The 13,666-nt window shown below is 72.1% G+C and carries 12 protein-coding genes and 1 pseudogene; 4 read left to right on the top strand and 9 right to left on the bottom strand.

Features of this window, described 5'->3' with window-relative positions; all coding sequences use genetic code 11:
- Positions 1–18 precede the first annotated feature (18 nt).
- The 5 genes from paaE to paaA are packed head-to-tail and all read right to left on the bottom strand — an operon-like array spanning position 19 to position 3,760.
- Positions 19–1,155 carry a 1,2-phenylacetyl-CoA epoxidase subunit PaaE gene (gene paaE / locus AB0I77_RS07455; protein ID WP_363281429.1) on the bottom strand — a complete coding sequence of 379 codons (1,137 nt, stop codon included), beginning with the start codon at positions 1,153–1,155 and terminating at the stop codon, positions 19–21.
- Positions 1,155–1,688, bottom strand: coding sequence for a 1,2-phenylacetyl-CoA epoxidase subunit PaaD (gene paaD, locus AB0I77_RS07450; protein ID WP_363281428.1), 534 nt, complete (start codon positions 1,686–1,688; stop codon positions 1,155–1,157). The genes paaE and paaD overlap by 1 nt, the downstream gene beginning before the upstream one ends.
- Positions 1,682–2,509, bottom strand: coding sequence for a 1,2-phenylacetyl-CoA epoxidase subunit PaaC (gene paaC, locus AB0I77_RS07445; RefSeq protein WP_363281427.1), 828 nt, complete (start codon positions 2,507–2,509; stop codon positions 1,682–1,684). The genes paaD and paaC overlap by 7 nt, the downstream gene beginning before the upstream one ends.
- Before the next feature lie 10 nt (positions 2,510–2,519).
- Positions 2,520–2,819: a 1,2-phenylacetyl-CoA epoxidase subunit PaaB gene (gene paaB, locus AB0I77_RS07440; protein ID WP_363281426.1), complete on the bottom strand. Its 300-nt coding sequence runs from the start codon at positions 2,817–2,819 to the stop codon at positions 2,520–2,522.
- Positions 2,816–3,760, bottom strand: coding sequence for a 1,2-phenylacetyl-CoA epoxidase subunit PaaA (gene paaA, locus AB0I77_RS07435; RefSeq protein ID WP_363281424.1), 945 nt, complete (start codon positions 3,758–3,760; stop codon positions 2,816–2,818). The genes paaB and paaA overlap by 4 nt, the downstream gene beginning before the upstream one ends.
- A gap of 138 nt (positions 3,761–3,898) precedes the next feature.
- Here paaA and paaK point away from each other — a divergent pair, with 138 nt between their 5' ends.
- Positions 3,899–5,260 (top strand): phenylacetate--CoA ligase PaaK, encoded by a 1,362-nt coding sequence (gene paaK / locus AB0I77_RS07430; RefSeq protein ID WP_363281423.1) that lies wholly within the window; start codon positions 3,899–3,901, stop codon positions 5,258–5,260.
- A gap of 32 nt (positions 5,261–5,292) precedes the next feature.
- Here the strand turns inward: paaK and AB0I77_RS07425 are convergent, their stop codons facing one another.
- The 4 genes and pseudogenes from AB0I77_RS07425 to AB0I77_RS07410 form a co-directional block, all read right to left on the bottom strand.
- A complete protein-coding gene (locus tag AB0I77_RS07425) occupies positions 5,293–6,411 on the bottom strand; it encodes a substrate-binding domain-containing protein (RefSeq protein ID WP_363281595.1) in 1,119 nt (372 codons plus the stop codon).
- A gap of 430 nt (positions 6,412–6,841) precedes the next feature.
- Positions 6,842–7,978: pseudogene (locus AB0I77_RS07420) on the bottom strand (ABC transporter permease); the annotation flags it as partial.
- Positions 7,978–9,477, bottom strand: coding sequence for a sugar ABC transporter ATP-binding protein (locus AB0I77_RS07415; protein ID WP_363281421.1), 1,500 nt, complete (start codon positions 9,475–9,477; stop codon positions 7,978–7,980). The gene AB0I77_RS07415 and the pseudogene AB0I77_RS07420, both read right to left, overlap by 1 nt.
- Positions 9,478–9,727: 250 nt before the next feature.
- Positions 9,728–10,522, bottom strand: a complete 795-nt coding sequence (locus tag AB0I77_RS07410) for an IclR family transcriptional regulator (protein WP_363281420.1) — start codon at positions 10,520–10,522, stop codon at positions 9,728–9,730.
- Positions 10,523–10,714: 192 nt separating this feature from the next.
- On the opposite strand from AB0I77_RS07410, the gene AB0I77_RS07405 reads away from it, so the two are divergent.
- The 3 genes from AB0I77_RS07405 to AB0I77_RS07395 are packed head-to-tail and all read left to right on the top strand — an operon-like array spanning position 10,715 to position 13,661.
- A complete protein-coding gene (locus tag AB0I77_RS07405; protein WP_363281419.1) occupies positions 10,715–11,680 on the top strand; it encodes a cyclase family protein in 966 nt (321 codons plus the stop codon).
- Positions 11,680–12,747 carry an NAD(P)-dependent oxidoreductase gene (locus AB0I77_RS07400; protein ID WP_363281418.1) on the top strand — a complete coding sequence of 356 codons (1,068 nt, stop codon included), beginning with the start codon at positions 11,680–11,682 and terminating at the stop codon, positions 12,745–12,747. The genes AB0I77_RS07405 and AB0I77_RS07400 overlap by 1 nt, the downstream gene beginning before the upstream one ends.
- A complete protein-coding gene (locus tag AB0I77_RS07395) occupies positions 12,744–13,661 on the top strand; it encodes an NAD(P)-dependent oxidoreductase (RefSeq protein WP_363281417.1) in 918 nt (305 codons plus the stop codon). The genes AB0I77_RS07400 and AB0I77_RS07395 overlap by 4 nt, the downstream gene beginning before the upstream one ends.
- The last annotated feature ends 5 nt before the right edge of the window (positions 13,662–13,666 follow it).

Below are 13,666 nucleotides of genomic sequence, written 5' to 3'. Positions count from 1 at the left end.
ATCTCCAGTGCCGCGGCCCTAGCTGTCGTAGTCGACCGTCACGGCCTCGGAGACCGGGTACGACTGGCAGGTCAGGACGTAGCCGGCCGCGACCTCGGCGGGTTCGAGGGCGAAGTTGCGGCGCATGTCGGCCTTGCCGTCGGTGATCAGGGCGCGGCAGGTGCCGCAGACGCCGCCCTTGCAGGCGAAGGGCAGGTCGGGGCGGGTCTTCTGGGCGCCTTCGAGGAGGGTCCGCTCCCGGGAGAGGGCGGAGGTGGTGGAGCGGCCATCGAGAGTGACGGTGACCTGGCTGACGGGTCCCCGCGGGCCGGACTCCTCGTGGCGCACCTCCCGTACGGGCTCGTCGTCGGCGTAGAACAGCTCCTGATGGACGCGCTCGTCCGGCACGCCGAGGCCGGTCAGGACCCGTCGGGCGTCGCGGACCATGCCGTGCGGGCCGCACAGCCACCAGTGGTCCGCGCCCCGCACGTCGACCAGCGCGTCGATGAGCGCGGAGAGCCGGTCGGCGTCGAGGCGGCCGGAGAGCACCTCGGCCTCGCGGGGTTCGCGGGACAGGACGTGGGCGAGCTGGAACCGGGCCGGATACAGGTCCTTCAGGTCGGCGAGTTCGTCGGCGAACATCACGGTGTCCGTGCGCCGGTTGCCGTAGAAGAGGGTGACGGTGGAGCGGGAGTCGGCGGCGAGGACGGACTCGGCTATGGACAGCATGGGTGTGATGCCGGAGCCCGCCGCGATCAGCACGTGATGGCCGGGAGTGGTGAGGTCGGGGGTGAAGACGCCGACGGGGGCCATCACCTCGACCGTGTCGCCGGGCCGCACCTCGTGCGCCAGCCAGGACGAGAACAGTCCGCCCGGCACCACCCGGACCCCGATGCGCGGCGGCGCGCCCGCCGGTGAGCAGATCGAGTACGAGCGGCGCTCGTCGCGGCCGTCGACCTCGCGTCGCAGGGTGAGCGACTGTCCGGGGGCGAACGCGAACTCCTCGGCCAGTTCCTCGGGGATCTCGAAGCCGACGGCCGCCGCGTCCTCGCACAGCGGCTGTACGGCGGCGACGCGCAGGGTGTGGAAGGCCGGACGGCGACGGGCGCGCGGACGCACCGCCGGGGCCAAGGCCGAGGCGGCCGGATCCAGCACGCCGTCCACCACGTCGTCCATCAGATCTCCTTGACGTACTCGAAGGGCTCGCGGCAGCTGCGGCAGCGCCACAGCGCCTTGCAGGAGGTGGCGGCGAAGCGGGACGTCTCCTCCGTGTCCGCCGATCCGCAGCGCGGGCACGGAACCGCGCTGCGGGTGGCGGCCAGCACCAAGGGCACCGGACCGGCCGCCCGGCGCGGCGCGGCTGTGGGCGGGGCGATGCCGTGCTCGGCGAGCTTGCGGCGGCCGGCCGGGGTGATCCAGTCGCTGGTCCAGGGCGGGTCGAGGACCGTACGGATCTCCACGCGCGCGTACCCCGCCGCGCGCAGCCGTGCGGCGACGTCCGCCCGCATCTCGGCCATCGCCGGGCAGCCCGAGTAGGTCGGCGTCAGCCGCGCGACCACCGTCCCGTCCCCGGTCACCTCCACGTCGCGCAGGACGCCCAGGTCGGCGAGGGTCAGCATGGGCAGCTCGGGGTCCGGCACCTGTTCGGCGATGTGCCGCGCGTGCCGCGCGTGCCGCGCGTGCCGCGCCTGGGGCAGGGTGGTCACCATGTCGCCTCCGGGTGAGCGCGGGCCACGCCCTGCAACTCGGCGAGCAGTGGCGCGAGATGTTCGGTGTGCTCGCCGGCACGGCCGGCGCCGGGCAGCGGCCGGTACACCGGCATGGGCAGTCCGGCCGCCTCGGTGACCTGCCGCAGTACGGCGACGACCTCGTCCCGTACGTCGTACGCCGTGAACAACTCGCCCAGGTACGGGGCGAGTTGCTCCAGCGCGGTACGCATCCTGCGGTGCGACTCCTCGGTGCCGTCGCCCAGGCGCACCGCCCACTCGGCCGCGTACTGCCGGTGGTACGTCAGTTCCTTGACGCCCTTCGCGGCGATGGCCGACAGGACGGGGTCCGGGTGCGACGAGAGCTCCCCGAAGTGGGCGAGGCGCCACGTGGACAGCACCAGCAGCCGCACTATCGAGAACGCGAAGTCACCGCACGGGAGTTCGGCCAGGCGTACGTTGCGGAAGTCCCCCGCGTCCCGGAAGTAGGCGTACGCGTCCTCCCCGCGCCCGGTGCCGTCGACCTGCCCCGCGCGCGCGTACAGCAGCCGGGCCTGGCCGAGGAGGTCGAGACCGATGTTCGCCAGCGCCACCTCCTCCTCCAGCTCGGGGGCCCGGGTGGTCCACTCGGCGAGCCGTTGGGCGCAGACGAGCGCGTCGTCGGCGAGGGCCACGCAGTCCGCGGCGAGCCGGCCGGTGTCGATGCCCTCGGGCACGGCGGTGTCCACGCCGTACAGCGGGTCTTCGAAGCCGGTGCCGTACGCCCAGCGGGCGTCGTCCTCGTGTCCCTCGGCGAGGGTCAGATAGACGTGGTCGTCGCTCATGCCCGGCTCCTCAGATGTGGGGGACGTCGTCGGGGATGTCGTAGAAGGTCGGGTGGCGGTAGACCTTGTCGGCGCTGGGGGCGAAGAACGGGTCCTTCTCGTCGCGCGTGGAGGCGGCGATGTGCTCGGAGCGCACCACCCAGATCGAGACACCCTCGTTGCGCCGGGTGTACAGGTCGCGGGCGTGGGTGAGGGCCATGGCGTCGTCGGCGGCGTGCAGCGAGCCGACGTGGACGTGGTTGAGCCCGCGCTTGCCGCGCACGAAAACCTCGTACAGCGGCCATTCGGCCTTGGTGACCTCGTCGCTCATGCCGCCGCTCCCTTCCGCTGCCGGGCCGCCTGCTTGGCAGCGTGGGCGGTGGCCGCCTCCCGCACCCAGGCGCCTTCCTCGTGGGCCGTCCTGCGCCGCTCCACCCGCTCGGCGTTGCACGGCCCGTCGCCCTTGATGACCCGCATCAGCTCCGCCCAGTCGGGGGTGCCGAAATCGTGGCGACCACGCTCCTCGTTCCAGCGCAGCTCCGGGTCGGGCAGGGTCACGCCGAGCTTCTGGGCCTGCGGGACGGTCATGTCCACGAAGCGCCGGCGCAGCTCGTCGTTGCTGTGCCGCTTGATCTTCCAGGCCATGGACTGGGCGGAGTTGGGCGAGTCGGCGTCGGGCGGGCCGAACATCATCAGCGACGGCCACCACCAGCGGTTCACCGCGTCCTGCACCATCGCGCGCTGGTCCTCGGTGCCGCGCATCATCGTCAACAGCAGCTCGTAGCCCTGCCGTTGGTGGAAGGACTCCTCCTTGCAGATCCGCACCATCGCGCGCGCGTACGGCCCGTACGAACTCCGGCACAGCGGCACCTGGTTGCAGATCGCCGCGCCGTCCACGAACCAGCCGATCACGCCGACGTCGGCGAAGCTCCGCGTCGGGTAGTTGAAGATCGACGAGTACTTCTGGCGCCCCTCGATCAGCCGCAGGGTCAGGTCCGCGCGGTCGGCGCCGAGGGTCTCGGCCGCCGAGTACAGGTACAGCCCGTGACCGGCCTCGTCCTGGACCTTCGCGAACAGGATCGCCTTGCGGCGCAGCGACGGCGCCTTCGTGATCCACTCGCCCTCCGGCTGCATGCCGATGATCTCCGAGTGCGCGTGCTGGGCGATCTGCCGCACCAGTGTCTTTCGGTAGCCGTCCGGCATCCAGTCACGCGGCTCGATCCGCTGATCCCGCGCGATCGTCGCGTCGAAGTGCTCCTGCATCCGCTTCATCGCCACTCGCTTCCCAACCGACCATTCGTTCGGTACCAGTGTGACGTGTTTCCGGGGGCTGGGCAAGACCAGGCGTGGCCACTGGGGCGATATTGCGGGCATATCTTCCTCGCCGAGCACGACGAGGAAGGAGTCGCGATGAGCAGCGAGCCGACAACCACAGCTGCCCCGGAACCCCCTGGACCGGAACCCCGCAGAGGAGATCCGCTCCCCCATGATCTGCTGGACGACGGCGAACGCCTGACCCGCGAGCAACTGCGCGAGCTCCAGCTCCACCGCCTGCGCGCGACCCTGCGGCACGCCTACGAGAACGTGGAGCTGTACCGGAAGAAGTTCGACGAGGCCGGGGTCGGGCCCGACGACTGCCGCTGCCTGGCGGATCTGTCCCGCTTCCCCTTCACCACCAAGGCCGACCTGCGGGACACGTATCCCTTCGGCATGTTCGCCGTCCCCATGTCCGAGATCCGCCGCGTCCACGCGTCCAGCGGCACCACCGGCCGCCCCACCGTCGTGGGCTACACGGAGAACGACCTGTCGATGTGGGCGGACGTGGTCGCCCGCTCGATCCGCGCCGCCGGCGGGCGCCAGGGCCACAAGGTCCACATCTCCTACGGCTACGGCCTGTTCACCGGCGGCCTCGGCGCGCATTACGGCGCCGAACGCGCCGGATGCACGGTGATCCCGGTCTCCGGCGGCATGACGGCGCGCCAGGTGCAGATCATCCAGGACTTCCGGCCCGAGATCATCATGGTCACGCCGTCCTACCTGCTGACCCTCCTCGACGAGTTCGAGAAACAGGGCGTCGATCCGCGCGGCACCTCCCTGGAGGTGGGCATCTTCGGCGCCGAACCGTGGACCGAGGAGATGCGGCGCGAGATCGAGGAGCGTATGGACATCCACGCCGTCGACATATACGGCCTGTCGGAGGTGATCGGCCCGGGTGTCGCTCAGGAGTGCGTGGAGACCAAGGACGGGCTGCACGTGTGGGAGGACCACTTCTACCCGGAGGTGGTCGACCCGGTGACGGACGCCGTCCTGGCCGAGGGCGAGGAGGGCGAGGTCGTCTTCACCTCCCTCACCAAGGAGGCCCTGCCGGTCATCCGCTACCGCACCCGGGACCTGACCCGGCTGCTGCCCGGCACCGCCCGGCCCGCCTTCCGCCGTATCCAGAAGATCACCGGCCGCTGCGACGACATGATCATCCTGCGCGGGGTGAACGTCTTCCCCAGCCAGATCGAGGAGATCGTGCTGCGCACCCCCGGTGTCGCCCCGCACTTCCAGATCCAGCTGACCCGGCGCGGCCGCATGGACCACATGCTCGTCCGCGTCGAGGCACGCCCCGGCACGGATCCCGACCGGCGGGAGGCCGCCTCGCGGGCCATCGCCCACGGTGTCAAGGACGGCGTGGGCGTCACCGTCGAGGTGGCGATCGTCGATCCGGAGACCCTGGAGCGCTCGGTCGGGAAGCTCCGCCGGGTCAAGGATCTGCGCGGGGCGTGAGCGGCGGTCCGGTCCACCGGGAGAGGCCGGGGCTACTTGCCCCAGAGCTTGCGGTACGCCTCGCGGTAGCCCTTCGGGTCCCAGGAGGAGCCGCCGCCGCTGTTGGCCGCCGTGGTGATGTGCGCCGGGGCGATGTAGCCGCTGGCGGGCTTGTCGGCGAAGGCGCGGTTGAACTCGTCGACGATCTGCCAGCCCTGCTCGGACAACGGCTCGGGCACCGTGGCCGCCTGGAACTGCTTGCTGTTGATGCGCTGGAAGGCCGACGGGTCGCCGTCGCCCGCGCCGATGCTGAAGGGGGCGCCGTTGCCCTGCTTGCCGCCCGCCCGCAGCGCGGGCGCCGCGTCGGCGAAGTACAGGTCGTTGATGGCCACCGAGTACGTCCACTTGGTGCTGAAGCGGGACAGCAGCGCGGAGACCTCCTGCGGGGTGCGGCTGCTAGCGTCGGCGATCGGGATGTTGGAGGTGGACAGCACCTTGATGTCGGAGCAGGTGCCGAGTTCCTTCTCGATCAGGTCCGACTTGCCCTTGGCGAAGGGGATGGAGGCGTCGGTGAAGACCACCACGCCCGCCCGGCCGTTGGACTGGTCGATGATCCAGTCGGCGCTGATCTTCGCGACGTCCTCGACCTTGGTGGTGATGTTGCTGAAGAGCTTCGGATTCGTGCTGGGGCCGGGGGTGCCGACGGCGTGCCAGCCGATGAGCGGGATACCGGCCGCATTGGCCTGCGCGACCTGCTGAGCGGTCGACTTGGGGTCGAAGCCGGACAGGACGATGCCGTCGGGCTTCACGGCGACGGCCTGGCTGACGGCGGCCTGGATCCCGGCCGGGGTGCCCTGGCCGTCGATGATCCTCACCTTCCAGCCGATGGCCTTGGCGGCCTCCTGGACGCCTGCGGCGGCGCCCGCTACACCGGGATTGGTCATGCTCTGGGCGACGTAGACGATCGTCTTGCCGGCGACCGCCTTGGGGCCGGTGGTCGGTCCGCCCCAGGGTGCGTCGACGGCCTCGGCGGCCGTGACCGCCTTCTTCGCCTTCGCGAGTACGGCCGGACAGCCGGGCTTCGAGGACCCGCCCACGGTGGTGGAGCCGGCGCTCTCGGAGCCCCGGGTGCAGCCCGCGACGGTAGCGGTGAGCACGGCCAGGGCGGCCACAGCTCTGATGGTTGCCTTGCGGGTGGGGTGGTGCGACACGGCGGGGCTCCTTGAGGGCGTACGGCGAGGGGGCGGCAAGAGGGCTACGAGGGGGTGGCGCGGGGCGAGGGGGCGGCGAAGGTGGTCAGGGTGTGGGCGGCGGGTCGCCGTCGGGCGCTCCGGCGGTGGGCGTTCCGGCGGCGGCGGGCGCTCCGGCGGGCGTTCCGGCGGCGGGCACTCCGGTGGCGGCAGGCGCCCCGGCGGGCGATCCAGCAACGGGCACCCCGGCAGCGGCAGACGCCCCGGCAGGCGATCCAGCAACGGGCACCCCGGCAGCGGCAGACGTCGGCTGCTCGGTCGCGGCCACCTTCACGGGTTCGGCCGCGATGCCCGTCACCGTCACGGGTTCGGTAGCGACGCCCGTCACCGTCGTGGGTTCCGTTCCGGGCCCCGACAGCGAGCGGCGGGTGGCACTGGCCCCGGCGCGCAGTCGGCGGCGGGCGGAGTAGCCGGCCAGGCCGACCGCGAGGAGCAGGGTGCCGCCGTTGAACAGGGAGGTCGCCCAGAATTCGGCGCCCAGCTGCTGGATGCCGGCCAGGCCGATGGCGAGGATGGCGACGGCGACGACGGTTCCGGCGGCGTTGGCGCGGCCCGGTTTGATGGCGGTGGAGCCGAGCAGGGCGCCGACGAAGGCGGGCAGGAGGTAGTCCATGCCGACGCTCGGGTTGCCGATCTGCTGCTGCGCGGCGAGCAGGACGCCCGCGAAGCCGACGACGAGTCCGGACCCGGCGAAGGCGTAGATGCCGTAGCGGCGGGTGGGGATGCCGACGAGGTCGGCGGCGCGGGCGTTGGAGCCGATGACGTACAGGTAGCGGCCGAGCGGCAGGCGCTCAAGGAGCAGCCACAGCACCACGGCGAGCGCGAGGACGTAGAAGGCGGGGACCGGCAGGCCGAGGAATGTGGAGTCGTACAGGTCGGTGAAGGCCGGGGGCAGGCCGTGCGGGCCGGGCACGATCCGGGCGCCGTCGGTGATCCAGCCGGTGCAGGCGTACAGCAGACTGCCGGTGCCGAGGGTGGCGATGAAGGAGTCGATCCTGGCGAACTCCACGAGCAGGCCGTTGAGTACGCCGACGATGCCGCCGCCGATGATGACGGCGACGCACGCCATCGGCCAGGACCAGCCGCTGTTCACGATGAGCTGCATGGCCAGGACGTGGGCGAAGCCCAGTCCGTAGCCGACGGAGAGGTCGAACTTGCCGGTGACGATGGGGATCATCGCGCCGAGCGCGAGGATCGCGGGGATCGACTGGTTGGACAGGATCGACGAGGCGTTGTCCATCGTCGGGAAGGTGTCCGGCAGGGCCAGCGCGAAGATCACGAAGAGCAGGACGGTCAGGCCGAGCAGGCCGTAGGTGCCGATGAGGTGACCGCCGCGCAGGCGGGCGGCGATCGAGCCGCTGCCCGCGCCTTCGTCGGCGCCGCCGGGTGGCTGCTTGCGCGGGGGCGTTGCCTTGCGGGCGCCGTCCCGCTGCTGGCTTCCGCCGCGGCCGGCGGCCTCCCGGCGGGCGGATTCGGTCTCGGTGGCCATCAGTTGTCCGCCGTTCCGGTCAGCGCCGGCATGGCCGACGCGGCGTGGGTGAGTTCGGTGACGGTGAGGGCCTCGCCGCTGAGTTCGGCGGTCACGGTGCCCCGTACGAAGACCAGGGCGCGGTGGCACACGTCGGCGACTTCCTCGAAGTCGGTGGAGATGAGGAGGACCGCGAGGCCCTGGGCGAGCGCGTCGTCGAGCAGGCGGTAGATCTCCGCCTTGGCGCCGACGTCGACTCCCGCGGTCGGCTCCTCCAGGATCACGACGCGTCTGCTCAGGCGCAGCCAGCGGCCGATCATGACCTTCTGCTGGTTGCCGCCGGAGAGGGTCGCGATGGGTGCCTCGGAGTTGGCCGGGCGTACGCCGAACCTCTCGACCAGGGCGGTCGCCGCGGCGCGCTCGCGTGACGGGCTGATCCAGCGCCACGGGGAGCGGCTGTCGGCCCGCGGGTTGGCCAGGAAGTTCTCCCGGACGGTGAGTTCGAGGGCGCAGCCCTCCTCCTGGCGGTTGCTGGTGACGAAGCCGATGCCCGCGTCGACGGCCGCGGCGGGCGAGCCGGGCCGGTACGGCCTGCCGTCGAGCAGCGCGGCACCGTCCTGGATCGGCCGGGATCCGGCGAGGGCCCGGCCGAGGTCCATGTGGCCGGCGCCGGTGAGGCCGACCATGCCGAGGACCTCTCCGGCGCGCAGCTCCAGGTCGACGGGGCCCGCGCCCTCGGTGGTGACGCCGGTGAGGCGCAGCACGGTCGGGGCCTCGCCGGTGGCGGCCTTGGGGCCGGGCTGCGGGCGGTGGCTGTCCGGTTCGTGGCCGACGATGTCGCGCACGACGCGGTCGGGGCCGTGGTCGGCGAGGCGGCCCTCGCTGATGAGGTGGCCGTCGCGCAGGACCGCGAAGCTGTCGGCGACCTGGTAGACCTCGTCGAGCCGGTGGCTGACGTAGACGATGCCGTGGCCGCGGTCGCGCAGGGTGTGCAGTACGTCGAAGAGGCGGGCGCAGTCCGCGGCGGGCAGGCTCGCGGTGGGTTCGTCGAGGACGATGAGCCGGGCCCGGGTGGACAGGGCGCGGGCGATGGCGACCAGGGACCGCTCGGCGCGGGTGAGGTCGGCGACCGCCATGTCCGGGTCGAGGTGACCGGCGACGATGGCCAGCGCCTCGGCGCTGCGCGCGCGGACCTGCCGCCAGGAGACGAGGCCGGCGCGGCGCGGGTAGCCGGTGCCGAGGGCGATGTTCTCGGCGACCGTCATCCACTCGACCAGACCGAGGTCCTGGTGGATGAAGGACATCTCCGTGGCGGCGGCATCGGTGCCGAGTGGATGGCCGGCGACGGTGACCTCGCCCTGGTCCGCCCGGTAGACCCCGGCGAGGACCTTGATCAGGGTGGACTTGCCGGCGCCGTTGTGTCCCAATAGCGCCAGGACGCTGCCGGAGTGGATGTCGAGGTCGACGTCGGCGAGGGCGAGCGTGCCGCCGAATCGCTTGCGCAGCCCCCGGATGCTCACCAGGGGCGGGTGTGTGGCTGTGTCTGCTGTGTCAGCTATGTCATCGGGAGCGTCAGGCACGGACTTCTCCGAAGGGATCTGCCAGCCGAGGACCATTCCCCGGCTCGACCAGAATCCTGTACAGCCGCCAGCATGTTGGTCAATACTCCCGTCGGCATTTATTGCCCCAAAGTTACGGCGGCCGTACGGGAAGATCTCCGTACGGCCGCCGTGGGGTGGCACCGAAGGGGCGCTGAACAGGCCTTTGACCTCAGCCGCCGTCGACCCGCTGCCCCTGCGGAAGCATGGGATTCTCCAGACCCGCCGCGATGACCCGCAGGTCCTTCAGCAGCGCCTCGCGGAACTCGTCGTCGAGCCGGGCCTTGAGCACGGTGACGCTGATCGCGAAGGGCGCCGAGTCCGCACGGAAGCCGTTGACCGGCACGGCGAGGCAGAGGATGCCCGCCGTGGCCTCCTCGTCGTCGATCGCGTAGCCGCGCTCCCGGGTCTCGGCCAGGTCCGCCATCAGGGCCGGCACGGAGGTGAGGGACCGCTCGCTGAGCGCGGGCAGGGTGCGGCCGCGCAGCCGGTCCTCGGCCACCGCCGGGTCCAGGGTGGACAGGATGGCCTTGCCGGTGGCCGTGCAGTTCGCGGGGAAGCGGTCGCCGATGTTGGCGGTCAGCCGCAACGGCTGCGTGCCGTCGTAACGCCCCAGGTAGAGGACGTCCAGGCCGTCGAGTACGGCGACCCGGGCGGTCTCCCGCGAGATATGGGCGCTGCGCCGGCACAGCTCGTAGAAGTCGCGCAGCTGGTCGACGGTGGCCAGATAGCGGCCGCCGAGCTCGACGAGCTTGCGCCCCAGGCTGAAGCCCGAGCCGTTGCGCGCGATCATGCCGGCCGCCTCCAGCGAGGCGCACAGATTGCCCGTCGAGGACTTCGGCAGGTCCAGGGCGCGCGCGATCTCACTCACCGACAGCGGACGCCCCTCCGCCTCGCCGAGTGCGTCGAGGATGGCCACGGCCCGCGTCACGGCGGGAACGAGACTACCCGGGTCACTTGCGCTCACCAGCAACTCCACCCATCATTCTGTTCGTCGTTCAGCATATTGGCTATTGTCTCTCGTGTGCCCCGGAACGACAATGCCGTCGGCGCACGCTTTCCCGTCGAGATTTCTCGCATCCCCCCGGGCCACTCGACCGTAGCGCGCCCTCCGGGTCGGCCGACGACATCCTCCGAGCCTTGGAGCGTTGAGCAGCAGATGACCAGCAACCCGCACGAACCACTTCCCGACCCCCCTCCCAACGGCCCCGCGCTGTCCCGCGCGGAGTTCGACACACTCTTCGACGAGCTGCGCACCTGGGGCCGCTGGGCCCCGGAGGAGGCCGACCGCGGCGCGTGGAACGGGGTCACCCCCGAGCACGCACAGCGCGCCGCCGCGCTGGTCCGCACCGGCACCACCGTCGCGACGGCCCTGCCGTGGAACACGGTGCACGGCCCGGACAACGGCAAGCCCGCACTCCACTACATGTCCGACCTCGGCGACGTGGAAGCCCCCGAACCGTCCTGCCACAAGGACTTCATCGCGGTCGACTACCACGGCAAGGGCGTCAGCCACCTCGACGCCCTCTCCCACATCGCCTACCGCGGACAGCTCTACGACGGCCGTACCGCACGCGAGGTCGTCGACGCGGGCGGCGCCCGCTTCGGGTCCGTCTCCGCGCTCGGCCCGCTCGTCACCAAGGGCGTGCTCCTCGACCTGCCGGCCGTTCTCGGCATCGACTGGCTGGAGCCCGGCCGGGCCGTGCACGCCGAGGACGTCGCCGCCGCCGAGAAGGCCCTCGGCGTCACCATCGGCGACGGCGACGCGGTGCTGCTGCGCTCCGGCCACTTCCGGCGCCGCGCCGAACTCGGCGCCTGGAACCCGGACAACGCCAGCGCCGGCTTCCACGTGGACGCCATGCCGCTGTTCGCCGAGCGCGGGATCGCGCTGCTCGGCGGCGACGGCGACAGCGACGTACGGCCCTCGCCCGTCGAAGGCCTGCACTCCCCCGTGCACGCCCTGGCGATCACCGCCATGGGCGTACCGCTGCTGGACAACCTCGACCTCGAGGCGCTCTCCGCCGCCTGCGCGCAGGCCGGCCGTTACGAGTTCCTGTTCGTCGTGGCCCCGCTGAACGTCCCCGGCGGCACGGGTTCGCCCGTCAACCCGATCGCGGTGCTGTGATGAGCGGCGCACGGTTCGCAGTCGGCGTCAGCCGGGACTTCCTGGACGCGGACGGCCGCAATGTGTGGGGCGACATCCGGCTCGGCGAACTCGACGCCGCCGGGGTCGACTGGCACTACCTGCCGCGTGACACCGCGGAACTCCTCGCGAGCGACGTCGACGGCCTGGACGCCGTCCTGTTCGCCGGCCCCGCCGTCACCGCACGCACCTTCGAGGGCGCCGACCGCCCACCGTTGCTCTTCGCCCGCTTCGGCGTCGGCTACGACGCCGTCGACCTCGACGCGTGCACCCGCAACGGCGCCCTGGTGACGATCACCCCGGACGGCGCCCGCCGCCCGGTCGCCACCGCCGCCCTCACCCTGCTCCTGTCCGTGCTGCACAACGTGACCGCCAAGGACCGGCTGGTGCGGGAGGGCCGCTGGGCCGAGAAGGAACAGTGGATGGGCCTCGGGCTCACCGGCCGCCGGATCGGGCTGATCGGCCTCGGCAACACCGCCCGCGATCTGGTCGGGCTGCTACGGCCGTTCGAGGTCGACGTCGTGGCGTACGACCCGTACTGCCCGCCGGAGACCGCGGACGTGCTCGGTGTACGGCTCGCGGACGCCGACACCGTGATGGCCGAGGCCGACGCCGTGATCGTGATGTGCGCGCTGACGGAGGAGACCCGGCATCTCGTCGACGCGCGGCGGCTGTCGCTGATGAAGCCCACGGCGGTCCTCCTCAATGTCGCCCGCGGGCCCATCGTCGACGAGGCCGCGCTGATCGACGCGCTGCGGGTACGGCGGATCAGGGGCGCCGGACTGGACGTGTTCGAGAGCGAACCGCCCGCGCCCGACAACCCGTTGCTGGGCATGGACCAGGTCGTGCTCAGCCCGCACGCGCTGGCGTGGACCGACGAGATGTCCGCCGGGAACGGCGGCAGCGCGGTCCGGGCGGTGCTGGAGGTGGCGGCGGGCCGCGTACCGCCCTTCGTGGTCAACCGGGATGTGGTCGACAGTCCCCGACTGGTCGGCCGCCTCGCCGAGTTGACGGCCCGTCAGGAAGCTCCGGCGGGAGCCGGAGCATGAGCGTCCCCGACGTCGGCACCGGCACCGTCGGCTTTCTGGGACTCGGTGCGATGGGTCTGCCCATGGCGGTGAACCTCGCCCGGGCCGGTTTCGACGTCCTCGCCTGGAACCGCGGCCCCTCCCCGCTGGAGCCCGCCGTGTCAGCCGGCTGCCGCACCGCCGACAGCCCGGAGCAGGTGGCCGCCGCCGCACCGGTCGTCCTCACGATGCTCCCCGACCTCCCCCAGGTGGTCGCGTTGCTGGACGGACCCGGCGGACTGCGCTGCGGACGGCCGGTCATGGACACCCTGGTCGTCATGGGCACCGTCTCCCCCGTCGCGGTGCGCGCCCTGGCCGAGAGGCTGAGCCCGCAGGGCATCACGGTCGTCGACGCCCCGGTCAGCGGCGGGGTGACCGGCGCCCGCGACGCCACCCTGTCGATCATGGCCGGGGGCCCGGCGGAGGCCGTCGCACGACTCCGCCCGTTTCTGGAGGCGATGGGCTCGACCGTACGGCGCATGGGCGACACCGGCGCCGGCTCGCTCGCCAAGGCCTGCAACCAGCTCGTCGTCGCCGGAACCCTGGTCGCGCTCGCCGAGGCCGTCCTGCTCGGGGAGCGCGGGGGCCTCGAACCCGCCGCGCTGCTCGACGTACTGGCCGGCGGCCTCGCCTCCTCCGAGGTGCTGACGCAGAAGCGCCACCATCTGGCCGAGGGGGACTTCACCCCGTCCGGCCCGGCCCGCTACCTCCACAAGGACCTCGGGTTCGTCCTGGACAGCGCCGCCGACGAGGGCGTCACGCTGCCGCTCTCCACGACCGTCGCCGACCTGTACGCGGCCGTCGAGGCCCAGGGCCTCGGCGACCTGGACAACAGCGTCGTCCTCGGCCTGCTGCGCGGCGGCTCGCCGCACTCCCCTCATCTCGCGAAGGACTGAAGACA

This window comes from Streptomyces sp. NPDC050619 (assembly GCF_040654815.1).
Classification (GTDB): Bacteria; Actinomycetota; Actinomycetes; order Streptomycetales; family Streptomycetaceae; genus Streptomyces.
Note: the sequence above shows the minus strand (reverse complement) of the source record. Positions and strands in the feature narration are given on the sequence as shown.